This window comes from Limnobaculum eriocheiris, from assembly GCF_021010575.1.
In the GTDB taxonomy this organism is placed as follows: Bacteria; Pseudomonadota; Gammaproteobacteria; order Enterobacterales; family Enterobacteriaceae; genus Limnobaculum; species Limnobaculum eriocheiris.
Map to the genome: position 1 here is coordinate 179,248 of NZ_JAJNAG010000001.1, position 20,607 is coordinate 199,854.

The following is a 20,607-nucleotide window of genomic DNA, read 5'->3' on the forward strand; positions in this document are numbered from 1 at the left end:
CCGACAGGAAATTATTTGTAAACCGGAAGCAGATTTAGCGTTGAGGCTACATGGGCCACAATGTTGAGCAGGCCAAAAAGAATAACGAAATAAACCATCAGATTACCGCCGGGGGCATGATAAGTCGCCTGTGGGAATTTTTTACGGCTGGCATGTGCCATCATGGCTGGTACGATAACTGCCCAAATGGTTGCCGCCAGACCAGCAAAACCGATGGCGTACAGAAAGCCGTCAGGAAACAGCAGGGCAGCCAGCGTTGGCGGTACAAATGTCACCAGCGCTGATTTTGTTCGGCCTGCCGGGGTATCTTCAAATTTGAAGAAGTCAGCAATGTAATCCAGCAGCCCAAGAGAAACGCCAAGGAATGAACTGGCTAATGCCATGTAAGAGAAGGCATTCAGTAACTGTTTCACTAATGGGGTGACTACACCATTATCAAGCTGCGCCAGCAGGTTACCAATGTTTCCGCCTTCAGCAATCACCTGCTTAAAGCCTGAGCGAGGAATATTACCCTGAATAACATACTGCCATAACAGATAGATAATCAGAGCGATAAGGGTACCAATCAACAGACTGCGCACCACGGATTTCGCATCCTGATGATAGTATTTAGCCAGCCCTGGAATATTACCGTGATAGCCAAAAGATGCCAGTAAATAAGGGAAGGCGGCTAATGCATAAGGCAGATACTCGGCGTTGCTTTCATTACGGTTAAACAGAATTTCTGGATGAACCTGAGCGAACATATCACTCACGGAGAAAACAAAGGTAATCACCATACCGCCGATTAAAATGGTATTAATGCGGTCAACGGCCTTAGTGGATAACCAAACGATAAAGGCCACCAGAATAGCAAACAGCAGTCCGGCTATAGTCTGGTTAATGCTTAATACGGAAGTCAGAGTATGGCTGATAATTGAGCCACCGGCAGAAATATAGGCATAGGTCAGAATATAAAGCACAAATGCTACCGACAGGCCATTAATGCTGTTCCAGATATTACCTAACAGACTTTTTACCATAGTGTGAAAACTGGAGCCTACCGGATAGTTCAGGTTTGCCTCCAGCAGCATTAGCCCGGACATAAACATACAAAACCAGGTATATACCAGCATCAGGGTTGAACCGCTGAACCAAACGCCAGAGGTGACGATAGGTATCGAGAACATACCGGCACCGACAGCGGTTCCGGCGATAATCATCGCTCCACCAAATACAGAAGGGCGTTTATTAGGCGTTAGTTGGGACATATATATACTTTCCTGATTGGGTTATATTTCCGTACTAGTTGAATGATACGTGCTTGTATGCTTTTGTAAACAACTATTTCTCCATAATCGGTGCTGATGATGGAGCACTTATCGGTATGAAGACTATTTTTGCTGATGTTGTGGTAAATCGCTGGTTATCGTCACAGCGTACTGCTATGGTCAGACACCAGAATCGTTGAACGCGGATCGTTAAAATGGAATGTCGCACGGGTTGCGGAGCATGCTGTATCGGATTATCAATATCCAGTCCTATTCCTGGCATGCCAGAAGGCAAACCGGCGAATATTCCCTGTATTCATCTTGATGCATCTTTTCGCTGCAAAATTTTCCATCATCCCGATCGGCCCAAAGTCTGCGCCCAACTAAAACCTCGTGAAGATATGTGTTTTTCCCATCGGGATGAGGCGTTACGCTATTTGCAACAGTTGGAAATTCTTACCTCTCCCTGAGGATATTCGCAGTCATTTTGCATCGTGAGTCTCAAATATTCGGGGAATAATAGAGCAATTGAACAAAAATAGCGCTAGAATCACCTGAAACGATCCACCAGCCGAAAACAGGGAAACGCATCTTGCGTTTTTTGTTTTTCTGACGGTGTTGGAAAGCGGAACAGAAGCAAAAAAGAAGAACCAGATGAACAGACGTGTAGCAACCATAACCTTGAATCCGGCTTATGACTTAGTTGGCTATTGCCCAAATATTGTTTTGGGTGAGGTTAATCGAGTCCGGACTGCGGGGTTACATGCGGCCGGTAAAGGCATTAATGTAGCGAAGGTACTAAAAGATCTGGGTATTGATGTCACCGTTGGTGGATTTCTTGGTAAAGAGAATCAGGATGGTTTTCAGCAACTGTTCAGTGAATTAGGTATTGCTAATCGTTTTCAGGTGGTGCCGGGGCGCACTCGTATCAACGTTAAACTAACTGAAGCCAGCAATGAAGTGACGGATTTCAACTTCTCTGGTTTTGAAGTTTGCCAGAATGACTGGCAGCGTTTTATGGCAGATTCGCTATCATGGTTGGGGCAGTTCGACATGGTGGCAGTGAGCGGCAGTTTACCCGCAGGTGTCGATCCGGATTCTTTTAGCGACTGGATGCGCCAACTGCGCAGCGTTTGTCCCTGTATCATTTTTGACAGCAGCCGGGAGGCTTTTGCCGCAGGGTTGAAAGCTTCGCCATGGTTGGTAAAACCGAATCGCCGTGAGTTAGAAATCTGGATGGGACGTCCCCTACCAACATTAGAAGATGTGGTTGAGGCTGCTCATGCATTGCGTGAAGATGGTATTGCCCATGTGGTGATCTCTTTAGGTGTGGAAGGGGCGTTGTGGGTTAATGCTTCAGGTGCCTGGCTGGCAAAACCACCGGTATGTGAAGTTGTCAGCACGGTAGGTGCGGGTGATTCCATGGTTGGCGGTTTGATTTATGGTTTGCTGATGCGTGAATCCAGTGAGCATACTTTACGGCTGGCAACGGCGGTTGCGGTGCTGGCGGTGAGTCAGAGTAATGTGGGTATTAAAGATCGCATGCAGTTGGCATCGATGATGTCACAGGTTGAGTTAAAACCCTTTAACTGATGATACCGAATAAATAAGCTATTCAGCGTGTTAACGAAGTTAGTCATTTGACATCTATATATATTCCGACCGTAAAACAGAGTGCTTAACTCCGTTTTGTGCACGGTCGGTAATTCATCTGTACTTAGCTACTGAGCGCGGATGCGGCTCAAACGGCCTCTGCTACTTTCTGTTGGCTTTTTAACCAGGCTATTTCATCTTTCCAGATATCCGGATTAGTGGTTTCCAGAATCAGTGGAATATTGTCAAAACGCTCGTCGCGCATAATATAGCTGAAGACGGTTTTACCAATATTCCCTTCACCCAGACTGTTATGGCGGTCAACCCGACTACCAAATTCGCTTTTAGCATCATTTAAGTGCATACCGCGCAGATAGCTAAATCCAACAATATTACTGAAGCGGGAAAACGTCTTTTCGCAATCTTCTTCTGTACGCAGGTCATAACCGGCGGCAAAGGCATGGCAAGTATCAATACAAACACCAACCCGGGTTTTATCTTCAACGCCATCAATAATGGCGGCCAGATGTTCAAACTTAAAGCCCAGATTACTACCCTGACCTGCGGTGTTTTCTATAACCGCTACAACACTCTCGGTCCTGTCTAAGGCAATATTAATAGATTCAGCAATGCGCTTAAGGCATTTATCCTCATCGATTTGCATCAGATGGCTACCGGGATGAAAGTTCAGCAGCGTCAGACCCAGTTGTTGGCAGCGTTCCATTTCATCAATAAAAGCATCCCGGGACTTTTGCAGTCCGTCTTCCACCGGATGACCAAGATTAATCAGGTAACTATCATGAGGTAAAATTTGAGCGGAGCTATAGTGATACTGTTCGCAGGCGCTGCGAAAATCTGATATCACCTCTTCAGTTAGTGGAGCAGCTCGCCACTGACGCTGGTTTTTGGTAAACAGCGCGAAAGCCGTTGCCTCAAGCTCATGGGCCCGGATAACAGCCTGATCTAATCCACCCGATGCACTAACGTGTGCGCCAACAAACTTCATATCTATTCTCCTGTGTTGCCAGCCAACATTATCTCATACTTTGGGCGGTAACATCTATTAACAAATAATTAACGTTAACAGAAAACAGGTAATCGATTAAAAACCAAGCTGGTGAACGGCAAGATTAATCAGCGCCCCTCCGGCAATCAGCCAGATAAACAGTAGGGTGGCAAGTAATAGCGGTTTTATTCCTGCCTGACGAATAGCGCTGATGTGAGTGGTAAGCCCCAGAGCAGCCATTGCCATGGAGAGCAGGATGGTGTCCTGGTCGATCAACGTTTTTACTGCTACATGAGGAAGCAGGTCCAGCGAGTTAAAGCCGGCAACCACGATAAACAGTACGGCGAACCAAGGGATCACGATAGCGCTTTTTTGTGCACCCGCTGATGAGGTGTTTTTCTCACTGCGATTAAGATAGCCGGAAAGTAGTAATAAGAACGGCGCCAGCATCATAACGCGAATCATTTTAACGATTACCGCGCTGTTACCGGCGTCGTCAGAGATTGCCCTTCCGGCGGCGACAACCTGAGCCACTTCATGAACGGTGGAACCAATATAGATACCAAAATCGTTATCAGAAAATCCCAGCAGGTGAAATTTCATCTCTAACTGATACAGCCACGGGTAAAGGAACATGGCGATAGTGCCAAATATCACTACCGTTGCGACAGCAACCGCCACCTTACTGGATTCTGATTTAACCACCGGATCTGCTGCCATAATGGCCGCTGCACCACAAATACTGCTACCGGCACCAATTAACAGGGTGGTTTGTCTGTCCAGACCAAAGAGGTGCTTTCCCGCCCAGCAGGCCAGAAAGAAGGTGGTGGTCAGGGTAAGGGCATCAATAATAATACCGCTGGTACCGACATCAGCGATTTGTTGAAAGGTCAGGCGAAAGCCATACAAAATGATACCCAGTCGTAATAATTTCTGTTTGGCTAAATGTACTCCGGCATCGCAAACCGATGAGATTGCAGGATAGACCAGATTACCTAATACCATACCTATTACTATGGCCAGCGTTAAGGCGCTGAGCCCCAGCCGTGCAACCGCAGGTTGGTTTGCCGCATATATAGAGATCAAAGTAATGGCACCGGTTAGTAATAAACCCGGCAACAGGAGTGTTGCGGATTTCAACAGTGATGGTTTTACCGTAGTTAAATGACTCTGTTGCATATATGACGACCTGATTGGCTATGAATAGGTTTACAAAAATAAAGTAATTGGCCATAAAAGAGAAATTGATTATATATTTATAACTAATCGAAATAAGTGGTAAGGAGTAGCGATGCATATCACATTGCGCCAGCTTGAGATATTTGTTGAAGTGGTAAAAAGTGGTTCAACCACTCAGGCATCCTTGGTTTTGGCACTGTCTCAGTCGGCGGTGAGTGCCGCGCTGGCTGATTTAGAAAAGCAGCTTAATGTTGCGCTATTTGATCGGGTGGGTAAACGGCTGGTGGTGAATGAAAATGGTCGATTGCTTTATCCTAAAGCGCTTTCTTTATTGGAAAGAGCCATGGAGGTTGAGCAGCTTTTTCAACAGCAGGATGGCGCGTTACGAATTGCAGCCAGTACCACGATTGGCAACTATATGTTGCCGGAGATGATTGCTACTTATCGTCGGGATTTCCAATCCACACCGCTGGAGCTGATTGTTGCTAATAGCCGGGAGGTGATCCAACTGGTTTCTGATTTTCGTGCGGATTTAGGATTAATCGAGGGACAGTGTCATAGCCCGGAGTTGATATCTCGCCCATGGATGACTGATGAGCTGGTGGTATTTGCCGCCGCAGGGCATGCATTAACGCAAAAAAGCGTAACAATAGAAGATCTGATTAATGCCCCCTGGATACTACGTGAAGCCGGTTCAGGTACCCGTGATGTGCTGGAACACAATCTGATGTCACATCTACCGGGGGCCAGTCCCATTTTAGAACTGGGTAATTCTGAAGCCATTAAACATGCGGTTCGCCATGGTATTGGTATCAGTTGCCTGTCTCGCAGAGTCGTGGCAGAACAATTGGAAAGTGGTTCGCTGGTGGAGTTGAATATTCCTTTTGCGCCTCTTGAACGCAGGTTATATCTGATTTATCACCGCCAAAAGCATATTTCTGCCAGCCTGTTACGTTTCTTATCTTATTGCCAGGTAACGCCACAGATACTGGCAGAGATTCAACAGTCTGATTAAAGAGTAATCAAAAGTACATTATAGGGTTTTACTAATAAGATCTTCGGAATTATGAACGAATCTTATATTGAGAGGTTTGATGTTATCCCGCGATCTATCCTTTGCTACAATCGCGCTCTTTATAAGTAGCAGACAAGTAAATAAATAGGTTAAGAATGGCTCTGGTCGATACAAAAGATTCAAAGGAAAAAAACGTACCGGGATTGCGTCGGGTACTGAAAGCACGTCATTTAACGATGATTGCCGTCGGTGGTTCGATCGGTACTGGTTTGTTTGTGGCATCCGGTGCGACTATTGCTCAGGCAGGTCCTGGAGGTGCGCTGCTTTCCTATGCACTGATTGGCCTGATGGTTTATTTCTTAATGACCAGCCTGGGTGAGCTCGCCTCTTTTATGCCGGTTTCCGGTTCGTTTTCCACTTACGGTGCTAAATATGTTGAACCGGGTTTTGGTTTCGCGCTGGGGTGGAACTATTGGTATAACTGGGCGGTAACCGTTGCGGTTGATCTGGTTGCAGCTCAATTAGTGATGCAGTACTGGTTTCCGGAAACGCCATTTGGGTTGCCAAGTTGGATCTGGAGTGCACTGTTCCTTGGCTTTATGTTTTTACTGAATTACATTTCTGTAAAAGGGTTTGGTGAAGCAGAATTCTGGTTTGCACTGATTAAAGTGGTGACGGTAGTTATCTTTATTGGCCTTGGTCTGTTGATGATTTTTGGCATCATGAAAGGTGGGCCAACCTCAGGCTGGCATAACTGGACTATCGGTGATGCTCCGTTTGCCGGTGGTTTCTCTGCGATGATTGGGGTAGCGATGATTGTTGGTTTCTCTTTCCAGGGAACCGAACTTATTGGTATTGCCGCAGGCGAGTCGGCCGATCCGGCGCGTAACATTCCACGCGCTGTGCGTCAGGTGTTCTGGCGTATTTTGCTGTTCTATATTTTTGCTATTCTGATTGTTAGCGTATTAATTCCTTATACTGACCCAAGCCTGTTACGTAACGATGAAACAGATATTAGCGTGAGTCCGTTTACGCTGGTATTCCAGCATGCCGGTCTGTTATCTGCGGCAGCGGTGATGAATGCGGTTATTCTGACTTCTGTGCTTTCTGCCGGTAACTCAGGTATGTATGCTTCAACCCGAATGTTGTATGCTCTGGCTGCGGAAGGCAAAGCGCCGAAGATTTTTGCTAAACTGTCATCCGGTGGTGTGCCTCGTAATGCGCTGATTGCCACCACGGTTGTTGCGGGACTTTGCTTTTTAACCTCGATGTTTGGTAATCAACAGGTTTATTTATGGTTGCTGAATACTTCGGGAATGACGGGTTTTATTGCCTGGTTAGGTATTGCCATCAGTCATTACCGTTTCCGCCGTGGTTATATTACTCAGGGACATTCACTGGACGCGTTGCCTTATCGTTCTGGTTTCTTCCCATTAGGACCTATTTTTGCTTTTGTATTGTGTTTGATTATTACTTTAGGGCAGAATTACCAAGCCTTTCTGGAAGACAATATTGACTGGGCGGGTGTTGCGGCTACTTATATAGGTATTCCGCTGTTTTTGGCAATTTGGTTTGGATATAAAATAATTAAAAGAACAAAATTTGTCCGCTATAAAGATATGGATTTTCCCAAAACAGAAATTCGGGAAGAGTAATTATTCACCATAATATTTAAGAGCGGCGTATAATACGCCGCTTTTTAGTAGAAATAGTCATCAAGATGTATTATTACTATTGGGTATAAAACTTCAAAAGTGTGATCTACTTATTTGATGAATACTATATTCATATCTCTTTTCACGGTGTTATATTAAACTGTGCTAAGATTGGATAGGTTTCGCTTTGGCGAGGTTGTGCTGATTTTCGTTTTGTATCTTTATTGTAAACAGAACGATCTGAAGTTGTTTAGCGATACTCATTTTATTGCTTGCGTTATATACGATCGACCTTGGTCTGTATCATGCGATACATCTATAATTTATAAAACTGCAATCAATTTTTTAAGGTAACAGATTGATGAAAAGAACATTGATGTTGGCCGCAGTAGGGCTGGTCCTTATTAGCATCAACGGTTGTGCGAAGTTCGAAAAAAAGAACACCCCACAGGCTAATAGTAATGAACAGTCGTATAACCAGCGATTTCAGGGATGCCTTGTTCGTTTAGAGACATTAAAGAAGCTCGATTTTAACAGCTATAATCAGAGCAAAATGATGATGGACTCGAACATGGAAACTGCAACCAAGTATCTTGCTATGCGTTCAACATTGGGACCGGATACAGTAAATGTAATGGATAGCGTTTATCAGGCGAAGCTCGCCAGAACCTGTCAGCATATTGATGGCCAAATCTACTCATTATTGTTAGAGCAAGCAGACAGGAAATAATAGCTATGTTAATTAAACGTTATCACTGTGCATTGGTCCTCAGCGTTTTAACACTACTGGTGTCTGGTTGCGTCGACAAAAAACAAAACGATGACGCATCTTCTGCATTTGGTCAGCCCATCGATCCTTCACAACAGAATATGTTAGGTGGCCTGCAACAATATCTTTCTCAAATTCAAAGACAAGGCAATGCAGGTGACCAGATAGCACAGCGTCGGATGGGTGACATTCTTTTAGCATCAGGTGAAAAAGCACAAGGGCTGGGATGGATTAAGTCCTCAGCAATGAGTGGTAACGTTGATTCTCAGCTTCAACTGGCAGATATGTATGCAAACGGCGTAGATATGATGCCTGATTATGATGAAGCATTTATTTGGTATAAAAAAGCCGCTGAACAGGGTAATGCCCGCGCTCAGGGGCAAGTTGCTTCCGCCTATTTGAACGGCAAGGGCGTAGAGTACAACCTTGAGCAATCCATTTATTGGGATAACCTGGCGGCTAAGCAGGGCATTGCCAACTCTCAAAATAACCTGGGTGCAGCCTATACTCATGGTGAAGGTGTTCCGCAAGATTCGGAGCAAGCGGTGTACTGGTATACCAAAGCGGCTAATCAGGGTGTGACTGAAGCACAATTTAACCTGGCCGGTTCTTATTACTTAGGTCAGGGTATTGCAAAAGACGACCAGCAAGCTTACGCCTGGTACGCGACCGTTGCTAAATATGGTGACAGTGATATCGCTAATACCGCGAAGATGGTAATGGAAAAACTGACTCCGGTTCTGAGTAAAGCCGGTAAGCTGGCATCTTCCAAGAGTCTGGCCCAGCAATATATTTCAATGTATGCACCAACAAGAAAAAATTTAGTATTTACTGAATACTGATAGCGTTTCAGATAAAGCTGGGAAATCTGTATTGTCATTAAATTGATAATATCTGTTTCCCGGTTTTGTTATTTTTGCCTGATACTACTCTATTATCCCCCACGCTTTTACTAAGTATGACCCAGCTCTCTCTTTTGATTTGACACTCCTGATTTTTATGATTGATAATCATTCTCTTTTGCATTATTGTTTGCATCTTTGAAATCTGTAGGGAAGAGGCGTCATCTATGAAGCAATTTGATTATTCTCTGGTAAAACGTTTTAGTATATCCATATTATTAGGAAGTTCGCTGTTATTGAGTGCAGGTGCATGGGCTGAAACGATTACGGATATAGCCGACCGTAAGGTTGAACTCCCTAAGAAAGTCGATCGTATTTTATTGGGTGAAGGCCGCTTAATTTATGCAGTTGCACTATTAGAGGGGAATAAGCCGCTGGACCGTATTGTCGGGTGGCAGGGGGATTTTCGTAAACTTGATCCTCATACTTATGCTGCTTACAAAGCCAAATTCCCTGAGATTGATAAAATTCCACTTATTGGTAACACCACCGCTGAAAGCATCAGCCCGGAAAAAGTATTAACCCTTAAGCCAGATGTGGCTATCTTTGGGTTGTCTGGTCATGGCCCGGGCCGTAACAGCGAGCTGGTTACTCAGCTAGAAAAAGCGGGGGTACCGGTTATATTTATTGATTTCCGTACCTCACCGTTGAAAAACACCGTACCAAGTATGCGTATTCTGGGCAAAGCTTTGCAGCGGGAAGCACAGGCAGAACGCTATATTAAGTTCTATCAGGATAACGTGGCGAAAATCACCAATGTCACTAAAGATATTCCTGAAAACCAAAAGCTAAAAGTATTTATTGAGCTGAAAGCGGCGACCGCGGAAGATTGCTGTGGTACTGCGGGCAACGGAAATATGGGCGACTTTATTGATTTGGCCGGTGGTACCAATATCGCTAAGAATTTATTACCGGGTGCATTAGGTACCGTTAACCTGGAAAAAATTATCGCGACTAGCCCTGACGTTTATATTGCCAGCGGTGCGCGTGGCGCAGATGCGAAGGGCCAGGGAATTAAACTGGGAGCGGATGTTTCTTATGATGTGGCGCGGGCAAGTCTGGATAGCGCGCTAAAACGTAAAGGCATTGACACCCTACCTGCGGTAAAAGAGGGTAGAACCTATGCTATCTGGCACAGCCTCTATAACTCACCTTATAATGTGTTGGCTATTCAGGAGTTCGCTAAGTGGTTCTATCCTGAGAAATTTAAAGGTATCGATACAAATGAGACCATGAAGGCGCTGTATAAAGACTTCCTGGCCATTGAGCCAACAGGTACTTACTGGGTGGGTGCTGTAGGTGAAAATAATAAATAATCTATAAAGCAGCAATGGTTGTCATTGAATGAGCATAAGTAGCAATTTGGCAGTAAAAGCTAATACCCCGGCTGAAGTGGGTGTAATGGGTCGTTACCATCGTATTTTGCGTAAGCGCCTGATGATTTTAGCCATTGTTTTATTGGCGATTATTGGATCTCTTGTGCTTGATTTTATCATGGGGCCTTCGGGCCTCACGATAGCAGAACTGTGGCAAACATTGATACATCCTGAAACCGTCGATGCCGGAACTCAGGTTATCGTTTGGGATATTCGCCTGCCTTATGCCCTGATGGCCATAGTGGTAGGAATGGCTTTGGGTTTGGCTGGGGCTGAAATGCAAACTATCCTGAATAACCCGTTGGCAAGCCCTTTCACTTTAGGGGTTTCTTCCGCGGCTGCTTTTGGTGCTGCGCTGGCTATCGTATTAGGGATTGGTATTCCGGGTATTGATCCTCAATGGTTTATTTCTGCCAATGCGTTCATTTTTGCCTTACTGGCAGCATTTATGCTGGATGCGGTAACTCGCTGGACGCGGGTGGCCACATCGGGCGTAGTGCTGTTTGGTATTGCATTAGTGTTTACCTTTAATGCGCTGGTCTCCATGATGCAGTTTATTGCTTCTGAAGATACCCTTCAGGGGCTGGTTTTCTGGACCATGGGTAGTCTGGCGAGAGCCACCTGGATTAAGCTGAGCATTCTGATTGCGGTATTTCTGGTGTTGTTCCCATGGTCAATGATGAACGCCTGGAAATTAACGGCGTTAAGACTGGGGGAAGACCGGGCTATCAGCTTTGGTATTGACGTTCGCCGTTTACGCCTGACAACCTTACTGCGCATTAGTATTCTGTCTGCTCTGGCAGTCGCTTTTGTTGGGCCGATTGGATTTATCGGTCTGGTTGCTCCGCATATTGCCCGTCTGATTTTTGGTGAAGACCATCGTTTTTATTTGCCAGCCAGTGCGTTAATTGGTGCGCTGGTATTGTCGATGGCTTCTGTTGCCTCTAAAAACCTGATTCCCGGCGTGATCATACCGGTAGGTATTGTGACTTCATTAGTTGGTGTTCCGTTCTTCCTGAGCATCATTTTGCGCCACAGAGGGCAGGTATGATGACTGGTTTACAAGCGAATCACTTTAATGCGGGCTACCCGAGAAAAAAAATTATCACCGATCTCTCGATTCCTGGATTATCAAGAGGGGAAATCACCGTTCTGTTAGGACCTAACGGCAGCGGAAAATCGACTTTACTACGCTCTTTTGCCGGATTGAATCACGCGACTGGCGAACTGTTACTGGATGGTCAGGATTTGATGAAGCAGCCCTTTGCCCAACGGGCAAAAAGCGTGGTTTATCTACCTCAGTCACTGCCTGCGGGGGTGCATCTGCATGTGCTGGAATCCATAGTGGTTGCTCAACGAGCTTCCGGCGGTAGCTATACAGAAAAAGGTGAAACTGAAGTAATGGCACTACTGCAACAGTTGGGTATTTCTCATCTGGCATTAAGCTATCTGGATCAGCTTTCAGGCGGACAGAAGCAATTAGTGGGTTTAGCCCAATCTTTGATTCGTCAACCTTCGCTATTGCTGCTTGATGAACCACTCAGCGCACTGGATCTTAACTATCAGTTCCACGTTATGGATCTGGTGCGTAAGGAGACAGTGAAGCGCAATATCATTACGGTTGTGGTCGTCCATGATATCAATATTGCTTTGCACCATGCCGATCATGTCTTAATGCTACAAAATGGCAATCTTATTGCTGACGGTAAACCTGATGAAGTGATCACCCCTGAAAGTCTGGCGCAAGTTTATGGTGTTCGTGGCCGTATTGAGCGTTGTTCTCAGGGACGACCACAGGTATTAATTGATGGTTTAGTTGAACGTCCAATATATTGAAAGCGTTAGTTGTTTATATTATGGCTAAAGCCATAAATATGATAAGGGCTATGAAAATTCATAGCCCTTAGTTTAATACTACAAACAGTAGGATTACTTAACTGACATTCCCGGTTGAGCACCGCTATCCGGCGTAAGCAGGAAGATATCACTACCGCCAGGGCCTGCCGCCATTACCATGCCTTCAGATATACCAAAGCGCATTTTTCTTGGTGCCAGATTCGCTACCATCACGGTCAGACGGCCTTCAAGGGCTTTTGGATCCGGGTAGGCACTCTTAATACCAGAGAACACCTGACGAATTTCACCGCCCAAATCCAGCGTCAGGCGTAATAGCTTATCGGAGCCTTCCACTTCTTCAGCCTGCTTGATTAATGCAACGCGCAAATCAACTTTGGCAAAATCATCAAAAGTAATGGTTTCAGCGATTGGCTCATCGGCTAACGGACCTGTCGTCGCTGCTTTTGGCGCACCGGACTGCATCGCCTGTAAATCGGCTTTAGATGATTCAATCATGGCATCAACTTTATCGCTATCAATACGATTAAATAACGCCTTGAATCCGTTAACTTTATGACCTGACAACGGCTGTTCAATCTCATCCCAATGCAGTTCCTTATTCAGGAAGGCTTCGGCTCGTTCGGTCAGCGATGGCAGAACTGGCTTCAGATAGGTCATCAATACGCGGAACATATTGATACCCATAGAACAGATCAGTTGAAGGTCTTCATCACGGCCTTCTTCTTTAGCCACGACCCAAGGCGCCTGTTCATCGACGTAACGGTTTGCAATATCAGCCAGCGCCATGATTTCACGAATGGCTTTATTGAACTCACGCTGATCATAGTATTCCGCAATGGTTTTTGCCGACTGAATAAAGGTTTTGTACAGCGCTGAATCAGCCAGTTTTGTGGATAACTGACCATCAAACCGCTTATTGATAAATCCGGCATTACGGGATGCCAGATTAACGACTTTATTAACGATATCTGCATTAACCCGCTGAACAAAATCTTCCAGATTGAGGTCGATATCATCGATACGGGAAGAGAGCTTGGCTGCGTAGTAGTAGCGCAGGCAGTCTGGATCCAGATGCTTCAGATAGGTACTTGCCTGAATAAAGGTACCGCGCGATTTAGACATCTTGGCACCGTTAACCGTAACATAACCATGCACAAACAGATTGCTTGGTTTACGGAACTGACTGCCTTCCAGCATTGCAGGCCAGAACAGGCTGTGGAAGTAGACAATATCTTTACCGATAAAGTGATAAAGTTCGGTACCAGAACCTTCACGCCAGTACTCATCAAAGCTTAAATCACTACGTTTGTTACACAGATTTCTAAATGAACCCATATAGCCGATTGGTGCATCCAACCAGACATAGAAGTATTTGCCCGGCGCATCCGGAATTTCAAAACCAAAGTAAGGGGCATCACGTGTTATATCCCACTGTTGCAGGCCAGTATCAAACCATTCCTGCATCTTGTTAGCCACTTGTTCCTGCAATGCCCCTGAACGGGTCCAGGCCTGTAGCATTTCCTGAAATGCGGGCAAATCAAAGAAGAAGTGCTCGGTTTCACGCATTTCTGGCGTGGCACCAGAAACAACAGAGCGCGGATTAATCAGCTCTGTAGGGCTGTAAGTGGCACCGCAAACTTCGCAGTTATCACCGTATTGATCCGGCGCTTTACATCTCGGGCAAGTGCCTTTAACAAAGCGGTCCGGTAGAAACATCGACTTCTCAGGATCGTACAGCTGAGAAATCGTGCGGTTCTTAATAAATCCGTTAGATTTTAACCGGCTATAGATAAGCTCGGATAACTCGCGGTTCTCTTCACTGTGTGTTGAGTGATAGTTATCGTAACTAATGGAGAAGCCTGCGAAATCCTGCTGGTGTTCACGGCTCATCTCATCAATCATGCTCTCAGGGGTAACACCAAGCTGCTGAGCTTTCAGCATGATCGGTGTGCCGTGGGCATCATCAGCACAGATAAAGTTAACCTGGTGTCCACGCATTCGCTGATAGCGGACCCAAATATCTGCCTGAATATGCTCGAGAATATGACCGAGATGAATTGAACCGTTTGCGTATGGTAGCGCACAGGTCACCAGTATTTTTTTCGCGACTTGAGCCATAGTGAGTGTCTTATCTTTTGTTAAGTGGAATGAATGGGGACTATTGATGTTAACTGATTGAATCACACTCGGCTAGGTGCTATTTCCTTCTGATGGCGATAATTTTTGATTGAGCGCAGACATCGCATCTTTTTTATGGGTGAAACAGTTTATTAAACAGGAATGAGCGCAGAACAAGGTTACGTGTTTTTATTCGTCATCTGTTATGCTAATAGGCAGTATGAGTCGTCATTCATGTATCGCCATGTTTGTCGTAAAACTAGCTGATAATAAAGAGGAGTAGGGATGAGCCAACAATCCCAGGGGTCAGTGACGCCGGAAGCATTAAACCAACAGGTTACAGCGCTGCTTGCCACCTTTACCCATCCAACACTAAAGAAAAATTTGAGCCAGCTTAAAGCTCTTCATCACTGCGCAATGCTGGATAACATATTACATATCGAACTGCATATGCCGTTTGCCTGGAAAACCGGGTTTGAAGCATTAAAAGCGGAAAAGAGTGCTGAGTTGATGAAAGCCACGGGTGCGGCTTCCGTTGAGTGGCGTTTGCATAATAATGTTGTCACGTTGAAGCGCGCTAACGATCAGGCTGGTGTAAAGGGCGTAAAAAATATTATTGCTGTGAGTTCCGGTAAGGGCGGTGTGGGTAAATCCAGTACTGCGGTGAACCTGGCATTGGCACTGGCAGCAGAAGGCGTAAAAGTTGGTATTCTGGATGCCGATATTTATGGCCCTTCAATTCCAACCATGTTGGGAACTGCTCATGAACGCCCAACCTCGCCGGATGGTGAGCATATGGCGCCTATTATGGCCCACGGTCTGGCAACAAACTCCATTGGTTATCTGGTGGAAGACGGTAACGCCATGGTATGGCGTGGTCCAATGGCCAGCAAAGCGTTGTTGCAATTGCTACAGGATACGTTATGGCCTGATTTAGACTATCTGGTCATTGATATGCCGCCGGGAACCGGTGATATTCAACTGACGCTGTCTCAGAATATCCCAGTGACAGGCGCCGTTATCGTTACTACTCCGCAGGATGTGGCATTAGTGGATGCAATGAAAGGGCTGGTGATGTTTGAGAAGGTTCACGTCCCGGTGCTGGGCATTGTTGAGAATATGAGTATTCATATTTGTAGCAACTGTGGCCATCAGGAAGCTATTTTTGGCACTGGCGGCGCCGAGAAGCTGATTGCTAAACATGGTAGCCAGTTGCTGGGCCAGTTGCCGTTGCATATTACTATTCGTGAAGATTTGGATCGCGGCCAACCGACAGTGATTTCAAATCCTGGTAGTGAGCTCAGTGAGCTGTACCGTCAGGTTGCGGCGAAGATTGCAGCGGAGCTGTACTGGCAGGGACATACTATTCCCTCTGAGATTAATATCAGAACCATGCTGTAATTTGCTGCTTGTTTAAGATATACCGGTGTCCGTTTGGGCACTGGCATATTCCTGCCGAAATATTTTCTGGTTTTATCTCTGTTTCATTCATCATCTGAATACGGCATATTGCCGTTTTCTCTGGATAATAAAGCACCTGTTAACGGAGTCTCGCTATTATTAGAGGGATACTCTGGCAAACTGATGATAATATATCAAGATTATTGGTTTTAATTATTTGAAATCATAGCAAGTAGTGAAGTGAAACGACCAAAGACAGGAGAGTTAGCGCCATGAGATTATGCGATCGGGATATTGAAGCCTACCTTGATAGCGGCAAGCTGAAAATGACGCCCCGTCCGCCTGTTGAGCGAATTAATGGTGCAACCGTTGATGTTCGCTTAGGCAATCAGTTTCGCGTATTTCTTGGTCATACGGCAGCCTATATCGATCTGAGTGGACCCAAAGAAGAAGTGTCAGCGGCCCTTGAAAGGGTAATGAGCGATGAAATCAATCTGACAGACGACGAACCTTTTTTCCTGCACCCCGGAGAGTTAGCTTTGGCGGTTACGCTGGAGTCCGTTTCGCTTCCTGATGATATAGTCGGTTGGTTAGATGGGCGATCCTCACTGGCACGTTTAGGCTTAATGGTTCATGTCACGGCACATCGAATCGATCCGGGCTGGCAGGGCAAAATTGTGCTGGAGTTTTATAATTCAGGTAAATTACCGTTAGCGCTGCGTCCGGGTATGGTCATTGGTGCTTTAAGTTTTGAACCTTTGAGTGGACCGGCGGCCAGACCTTATCATCGTCGTGAAGATGCAAAATATAAAGGGCAGCAGGGCGCCGTGGCCAGCCGCATTGATAAAGACTAACTTATTAATTTGATGGATTAAATGTGTTAACCGTTGGGGACAGTATTCCATGAGACGATTCTTAACCACATTGGCGATCATTCTGGTAGTGATAGTTGCCGGAATGACAGCGCTGATTCTGTTGATTAATCCGAATGATTTTCGTGATTACATGGTGAAAAACGTCGAGGATAAAACCGGATATCAGCTAAAAATTGAAGGGGACTTGCGTTGGCATGTCTGGCCTCAGTTAAGTATTCTGGCCGGTCAGATGAGTCTGACGGCTCCCGGTGCTCCCAAACCGATAATTGGCGCAGAGAATATGCGTCTGGATGTTGAGCTGTTCCCTCTGCTATCCCATCAGTTAATCGTTAAGAATGTGGTGTTAAAAGGCGGCGTTATTCAATTAATTCCGGAAACGCAAAGCCAAAAACCACAGAATGCACCCATTGCACCAGCGGGTACTCAAGCGCCTAAATCTCCGGCTGAATCAACAGCATCAGCCTGGTCTCTTGAGCTGAATAAGGTAAAAATTGCGGATAGCCTGCTGGTTTGGCAACGTAGTGAAAACGACATTATCAATGTACGGGACATTAATCTGACGCTGACCCGCACAGATGCCCGTAAAGCAGATGTCAGTGCTAAAGCGCGCATCAATCGCGACCAGCGAGAGTTGAGTTTTTCACTGGATGGTGGATTAAACCTGAACCATTTTCCTCAGGGGTTAGAACTGGCGGTGAACAGCCTTGATTATCAGTTACAGGGTGCCGATATTCCGGTTGAAGGTATTCAGGGCAGTGGTAACTTTAATCTGGCTTATCTTAGTTCGCCACCAGGTATAAAAATATCCCCACTGGCTTTAACCTTTAATGGCAATCATGTTACTGCCGATATCTCTGCCTCACTGGATGACACACCGGTTTATACGCTGGCGGTAAAGGCAGATACGCTGAATTTGGATCAGCTATTTCCTCCTTCAGTGGCTAATGGTAGTAGCGAGGAGGGGGCAGCCACCGGCGCTAAAGAAGCCTCTGCTCCGGTTACTTCTTCTGTCAATGGCCTGACCATTCAGCCTGATTTAACTTTCCTACAGTCATTTAACGCTCAGTTAGAACTTGAGGTTAATAATCTGGTTTATCACGGCGTTCCAGTTAGCGCTGTGGTGATGAAGGGGAGCAATCAGCAGGGGAAAGCCGTAATTAATAATCTACAGGCATCCATAGCTGGCGGTTCGGTGAATGTATCGGGAACGGTAGATGCAACGTCCACGATGCCAAAAATTACCGTTAAACCGATAGTGCATGATGTGGCATTGGAGGATTTGCTGAAAACCCTGAATTATCCACAAACCTTAACCGGCTCGGTGACGGCTCAGGGTACTTTTAATAATGTGGGCAGTAATATCAGCGATCTTGAAAAAGGCTGGCAGGGGTATGCGCATATTAATATCGATCAGGTGCGTCTGCATGGACTGAATATTCAGCAGTTAATTCAGCAAGCGGCTTCCCGTAGTAACAGTGATGTAAAAGGGATGGAGCATTATGAGCGCTATACTGAAGTGAAAAATCTGGTGGTTGATACCGTCTTCAATCAGGGGCAACTTAAAGTCACCCGAATGAATGGTGCATCGGAGTTCTTGACGGTAGACGGAACCGGCGTATTGAATCTGCCGGCTAAATCCTGCGATATGAGATTAAATATTAATGTAACGCAAGGCTGGCAGGGTAAATCAGAAATTGTTTCATTGCTGCAAAAGAGCGTGATTCCTTTACGTATTTATGGGCCATGGAGCAAGTTGAACTATCAGTTGAACGTAGAACAAATACTGAGAGACCAACTGAAAGGCGAAGTGGGTAAAGCCATTGATAAGTGGATGGATAAGAATAAAGATAAGCAAGAGAGCAAAGATATTCAGAAAGTGCTGGAAAAATTAAAGCCGTAATCAAATAAAGAAGGCGCATATTGCGCCTTCTTTATGTCTTAATGATGTTGTTTTTAATAATTACTCATCTTCCGGTTCCGGCTCTGTCAGTGAAGTAATTCGGACCTTCAGAATACGGTGGCTGTTAACTTCCAGCGGTTCATAAAGCCATTCACCAATTCTGACCTGTTCACCGACTTCCGGAATACGCTGAGTATGTTCCATCAGTAAACCGGCTAACGTGTGATATTCACGTTTTTCTTCAATTTCGATTGGAATATAAACCACCAGATCGTCTAATGGCATATATCCATTGGCAATCCAACTACCGTCAGCCTCATGTTGAATATTATGGCGGGCATCGATATTTTCACCATCAACCGGCAGGTTACCTGCAATGGTTTCCATCACATCGGTCAGCGTAACAATACCTTCTACTGAACCAAACTCATCAACTACAAAAGCAAAGTGAGTTTTAGCCTTGCGGAATTGTTCCAGCGCCATCAGTAAGGATACGGTTTCCGGGAATATCAGCGGCTGTTTAATCAACGAACGGATATTTAAGTCAGGATGTTCCAGATGATGTTTTAGCAGATCGTTAACATGAACCACACCCAGCGGTTCATCAACCGAGCCATCTTCCGTTACCACCATACGCGTATGCTGGTTTTTGTGTAGCAACTGACGAATGGTCTCTTCAGGTTCGCTTAAATCCAGATTCTCAATATCATGGCGAGAAGTCATGATACTGCCAACGGAACGTTGAGCCATACCCAATACTCGCTCGATCATACGACGTTCTTGTTGGTTAAACAGACCGTCGTCTTCTTTGGTATCGGCAATCAGGTTTGCACTATAGTTATCCAGCTCGGCATCTTCATGTTTTCCACTCAGCATACGCAAGACAGCTTCTGCGGTACGCTGACGCAGAGGACGGCTGGAAGAGAGATATTTACGGCGGTTGGCTATTGATAGCTGATTAAAGACTTCAATCAGAATAGAGAAACCAATCGCTGCATACAGATAACCTTTCGGAATATGGAAGCCAAATCCGTCGGCTACCAGACTGAAACCAATCATTAACAGGAAGCTAAGGCATAAAATAACAATGGTTGGATGCGCGTTTACAAAGCGTGTCAGTGGCTTACTGGCCAGTAACATCAGACCCATAGCGATACAGACGGCAATCATCATCACCGCCAGATGATCGACCATACCCACCGCGGTAATCACTGAGTCTAATGAGAATACGGCATCCAATACCACGATCTGTGCAACAACCGCCCAGAATTTGGCACCTTTTTGCTGGGTTTGATCGTCGTGGTCCTTCCCCTCTAACTGTTCATTCAATTCCATGGTTGCTTTAAACAGCAAAAACAGACCACCAATCAACATGATCAGGTCACGTCCACTAAAAGGATGTTCAAGCAGGTGGAATAGCGGCGCAGTTAGCGTAGCGAGCCAGGAGATACTGGCAAGTAAACCCAGGCGCATAACTAACGCCAAAACCAAACCGACAACACGTGCGCGGTCTCGTTGATGTTTAGGGAGTTTGTCAGCCAGAATGGCAATAAAGACGAGGTTATCAATACCCAGTACGATTTCGAGCACAACCAGCGTTGCGAGGCCGGCCCAAATTGTTGGATCAGCGATCCATTCCATAAGTCAGGTGGTTACCTTCAGGTTACACAACACATGCTGCTTGAATAATTGTATGGTGTAAACGCGATGA

The 20,607-nt window shown here is 45.6% G+C and carries 17 protein-coding genes; 12 read left to right on the plus strand and 5 right to left on the minus strand.

The features are described from left to right. Nucleotides 1–11 precede the first annotated feature (11 nt). The gene (gene mtr, locus LPW36_RS00800) at nt 12–1,250 is read right to left on the minus strand and encodes a tryptophan permease (protein ID WP_230607611.1); all 1,239 of its coding nucleotides are present in this window, start codon (nt 1,248–1,250) and stop codon (nt 12–14) included. A 215-nt stretch (nt 1,251–1,465) separates the two neighbouring features. Here mtr and LPW36_RS00805 point away from each other — a divergent pair, with 215 nt between their 5' ends. Then, nucleotides 1,466–1,720, plus strand: coding sequence for a YkgJ family cysteine cluster protein (locus LPW36_RS00805; RefSeq protein ID WP_230607612.1), 255 nt, complete (start codon nt 1,466–1,468; stop codon nt 1,718–1,720). A gap of 184 nt (nt 1,721–1,904) precedes the next feature. Beyond that, nucleotides 1,905–2,843: a 1-phosphofructokinase gene (gene fruK / locus LPW36_RS00810; RefSeq protein WP_230607613.1), complete on the plus strand. Its 939-nt coding sequence runs from the start codon at nt 1,905–1,907 to the stop codon at nt 2,841–2,843. Nucleotides 2,844–2,991: 148 nt separating this feature from the next. Here fruK and nfo read toward each other — a convergent pair whose 3' ends face one another. Beyond that, nucleotides 2,992–3,849, minus strand: a complete 858-nt coding sequence (gene nfo, locus LPW36_RS00815; RefSeq protein WP_230607614.1) for a deoxyribonuclease IV — start codon at nt 3,847–3,849, stop codon at nt 2,992–2,994. A gap of 96 nt (nt 3,850–3,945) precedes the next feature. After that, nucleotides 3,946–5,028 carry a YeiH family protein gene (locus LPW36_RS00820; protein WP_230607615.1) on the minus strand — a complete coding sequence of 361 codons (1,083 nt, stop codon included), beginning with the start codon at nt 5,026–5,028 and terminating at the stop codon, nt 3,946–3,948. 112 nt (nt 5,029–5,140) lie between these two features. Here LPW36_RS00820 and yieE point away from each other — a divergent pair, with 112 nt between their 5' ends. The 7 genes from yieE (at nt 5,141) to LPW36_RS00855 (ending at nt 12,581) form a co-directional block, all read left to right on the plus strand. Beyond that, a complete protein-coding gene (gene yieE, locus LPW36_RS00825; protein WP_230607616.1) occupies nt 5,141–6,043 on the plus strand; it encodes a DNA-binding transcriptional regulator YeiE in 903 nt (300 codons plus the stop codon). Between the two features lie 155 nt (nt 6,044–6,198). Next, nucleotides 6,199–7,698 (plus strand): amino acid permease, encoded by a 1,500-nt coding sequence (locus LPW36_RS00830; protein WP_230607617.1) that lies wholly within the window; start codon nt 6,199–6,201, stop codon nt 7,696–7,698. 361 nt (nt 7,699–8,059) lie between these two features. Next, complete coding sequence (locus LPW36_RS00835; protein ID WP_230607618.1) at nt 8,060–8,428, plus strand: hypothetical protein; 369 nt, start codon at nt 8,060–8,062, stop codon at nt 8,426–8,428. Between the two features lie 5 nt (nt 8,429–8,433). Beyond that, nucleotides 8,434–9,309 carry a tetratricopeptide repeat protein gene (locus tag LPW36_RS00840; RefSeq protein ID WP_230607619.1) on the plus strand — a complete coding sequence of 292 codons (876 nt, stop codon included), beginning with the start codon at nt 8,434–8,436 and terminating at the stop codon, nt 9,307–9,309. A gap of 227 nt (nt 9,310–9,536) precedes the next feature. Next, complete coding sequence (locus LPW36_RS00845; RefSeq protein ID WP_230607620.1) at nt 9,537–10,685, plus strand: ABC transporter substrate-binding protein; 1,149 nt, start codon at nt 9,537–9,539, stop codon at nt 10,683–10,685. A 28-nt stretch (nt 10,686–10,713) separates the two neighbouring features. After that, nucleotides 10,714–11,796, plus strand: coding sequence for a FecCD family ABC transporter permease (locus LPW36_RS00850; RefSeq protein ID WP_230607621.1), 1,083 nt, complete (start codon nt 10,714–10,716; stop codon nt 11,794–11,796). After that, a complete protein-coding gene (locus LPW36_RS00855) occupies nt 11,793–12,581 on the plus strand; it encodes an ABC transporter ATP-binding protein (protein ID WP_230607622.1) in 789 nt (262 codons plus the stop codon). The genes LPW36_RS00850 and LPW36_RS00855 overlap by 4 nt, the downstream gene beginning before the upstream one ends. Nucleotides 12,582–12,674: 93 nt before the next feature. Here the strand turns inward: LPW36_RS00855 and metG are convergent, their stop codons facing one another. Continuing rightward, nucleotides 12,675–14,720, minus strand: coding sequence for a methionine--tRNA ligase (gene metG, locus LPW36_RS00860; protein ID WP_230607623.1), 2,046 nt, complete (start codon nt 14,718–14,720; stop codon nt 12,675–12,677). 285 nt (nt 14,721–15,005) lie between these two features. Here metG and apbC point away from each other — a divergent pair, with 285 nt between their 5' ends. The 3 genes from apbC (at nt 15,006) to asmA (ending at nt 18,896) form a co-directional block, all read left to right on the plus strand. Further along, on the plus strand, nt 15,006–16,121 hold the full coding sequence (gene apbC / locus LPW36_RS00865) for an iron-sulfur cluster carrier protein ApbC (RefSeq protein ID WP_230607624.1): 1,116 nt from the start codon (nt 15,006–15,008) through the stop codon (nt 16,119–16,121). A 272-nt stretch (nt 16,122–16,393) separates the two neighbouring features. Then, nucleotides 16,394–16,975 carry a dCTP deaminase gene (dcd, locus tag LPW36_RS00870; RefSeq protein ID WP_230607625.1) on the plus strand — a complete coding sequence of 194 codons (582 nt, stop codon included), beginning with the start codon at nt 16,394–16,396 and terminating at the stop codon, nt 16,973–16,975. Nucleotides 16,976–17,024: 49 nt separating this feature from the next. Next, nucleotides 17,025–18,896, plus strand: coding sequence for an outer membrane assembly protein AsmA (gene asmA / locus LPW36_RS00875; protein ID WP_230607626.1), 1,872 nt, complete (start codon nt 17,025–17,027; stop codon nt 18,894–18,896). Nucleotides 18,897–18,956: 60 nt separating this feature from the next. On the opposite strand, the gene LPW36_RS00880 is transcribed toward asmA, so the two are convergent. After that, nucleotides 18,957–20,537 carry a TerC family protein gene (locus LPW36_RS00880; RefSeq protein WP_230607627.1) on the minus strand — a complete coding sequence of 527 codons (1,581 nt, stop codon included), beginning with the start codon at nt 20,535–20,537 and terminating at the stop codon, nt 18,957–18,959. Nucleotides 20,538–20,607 lie beyond the last annotated feature (70 nt).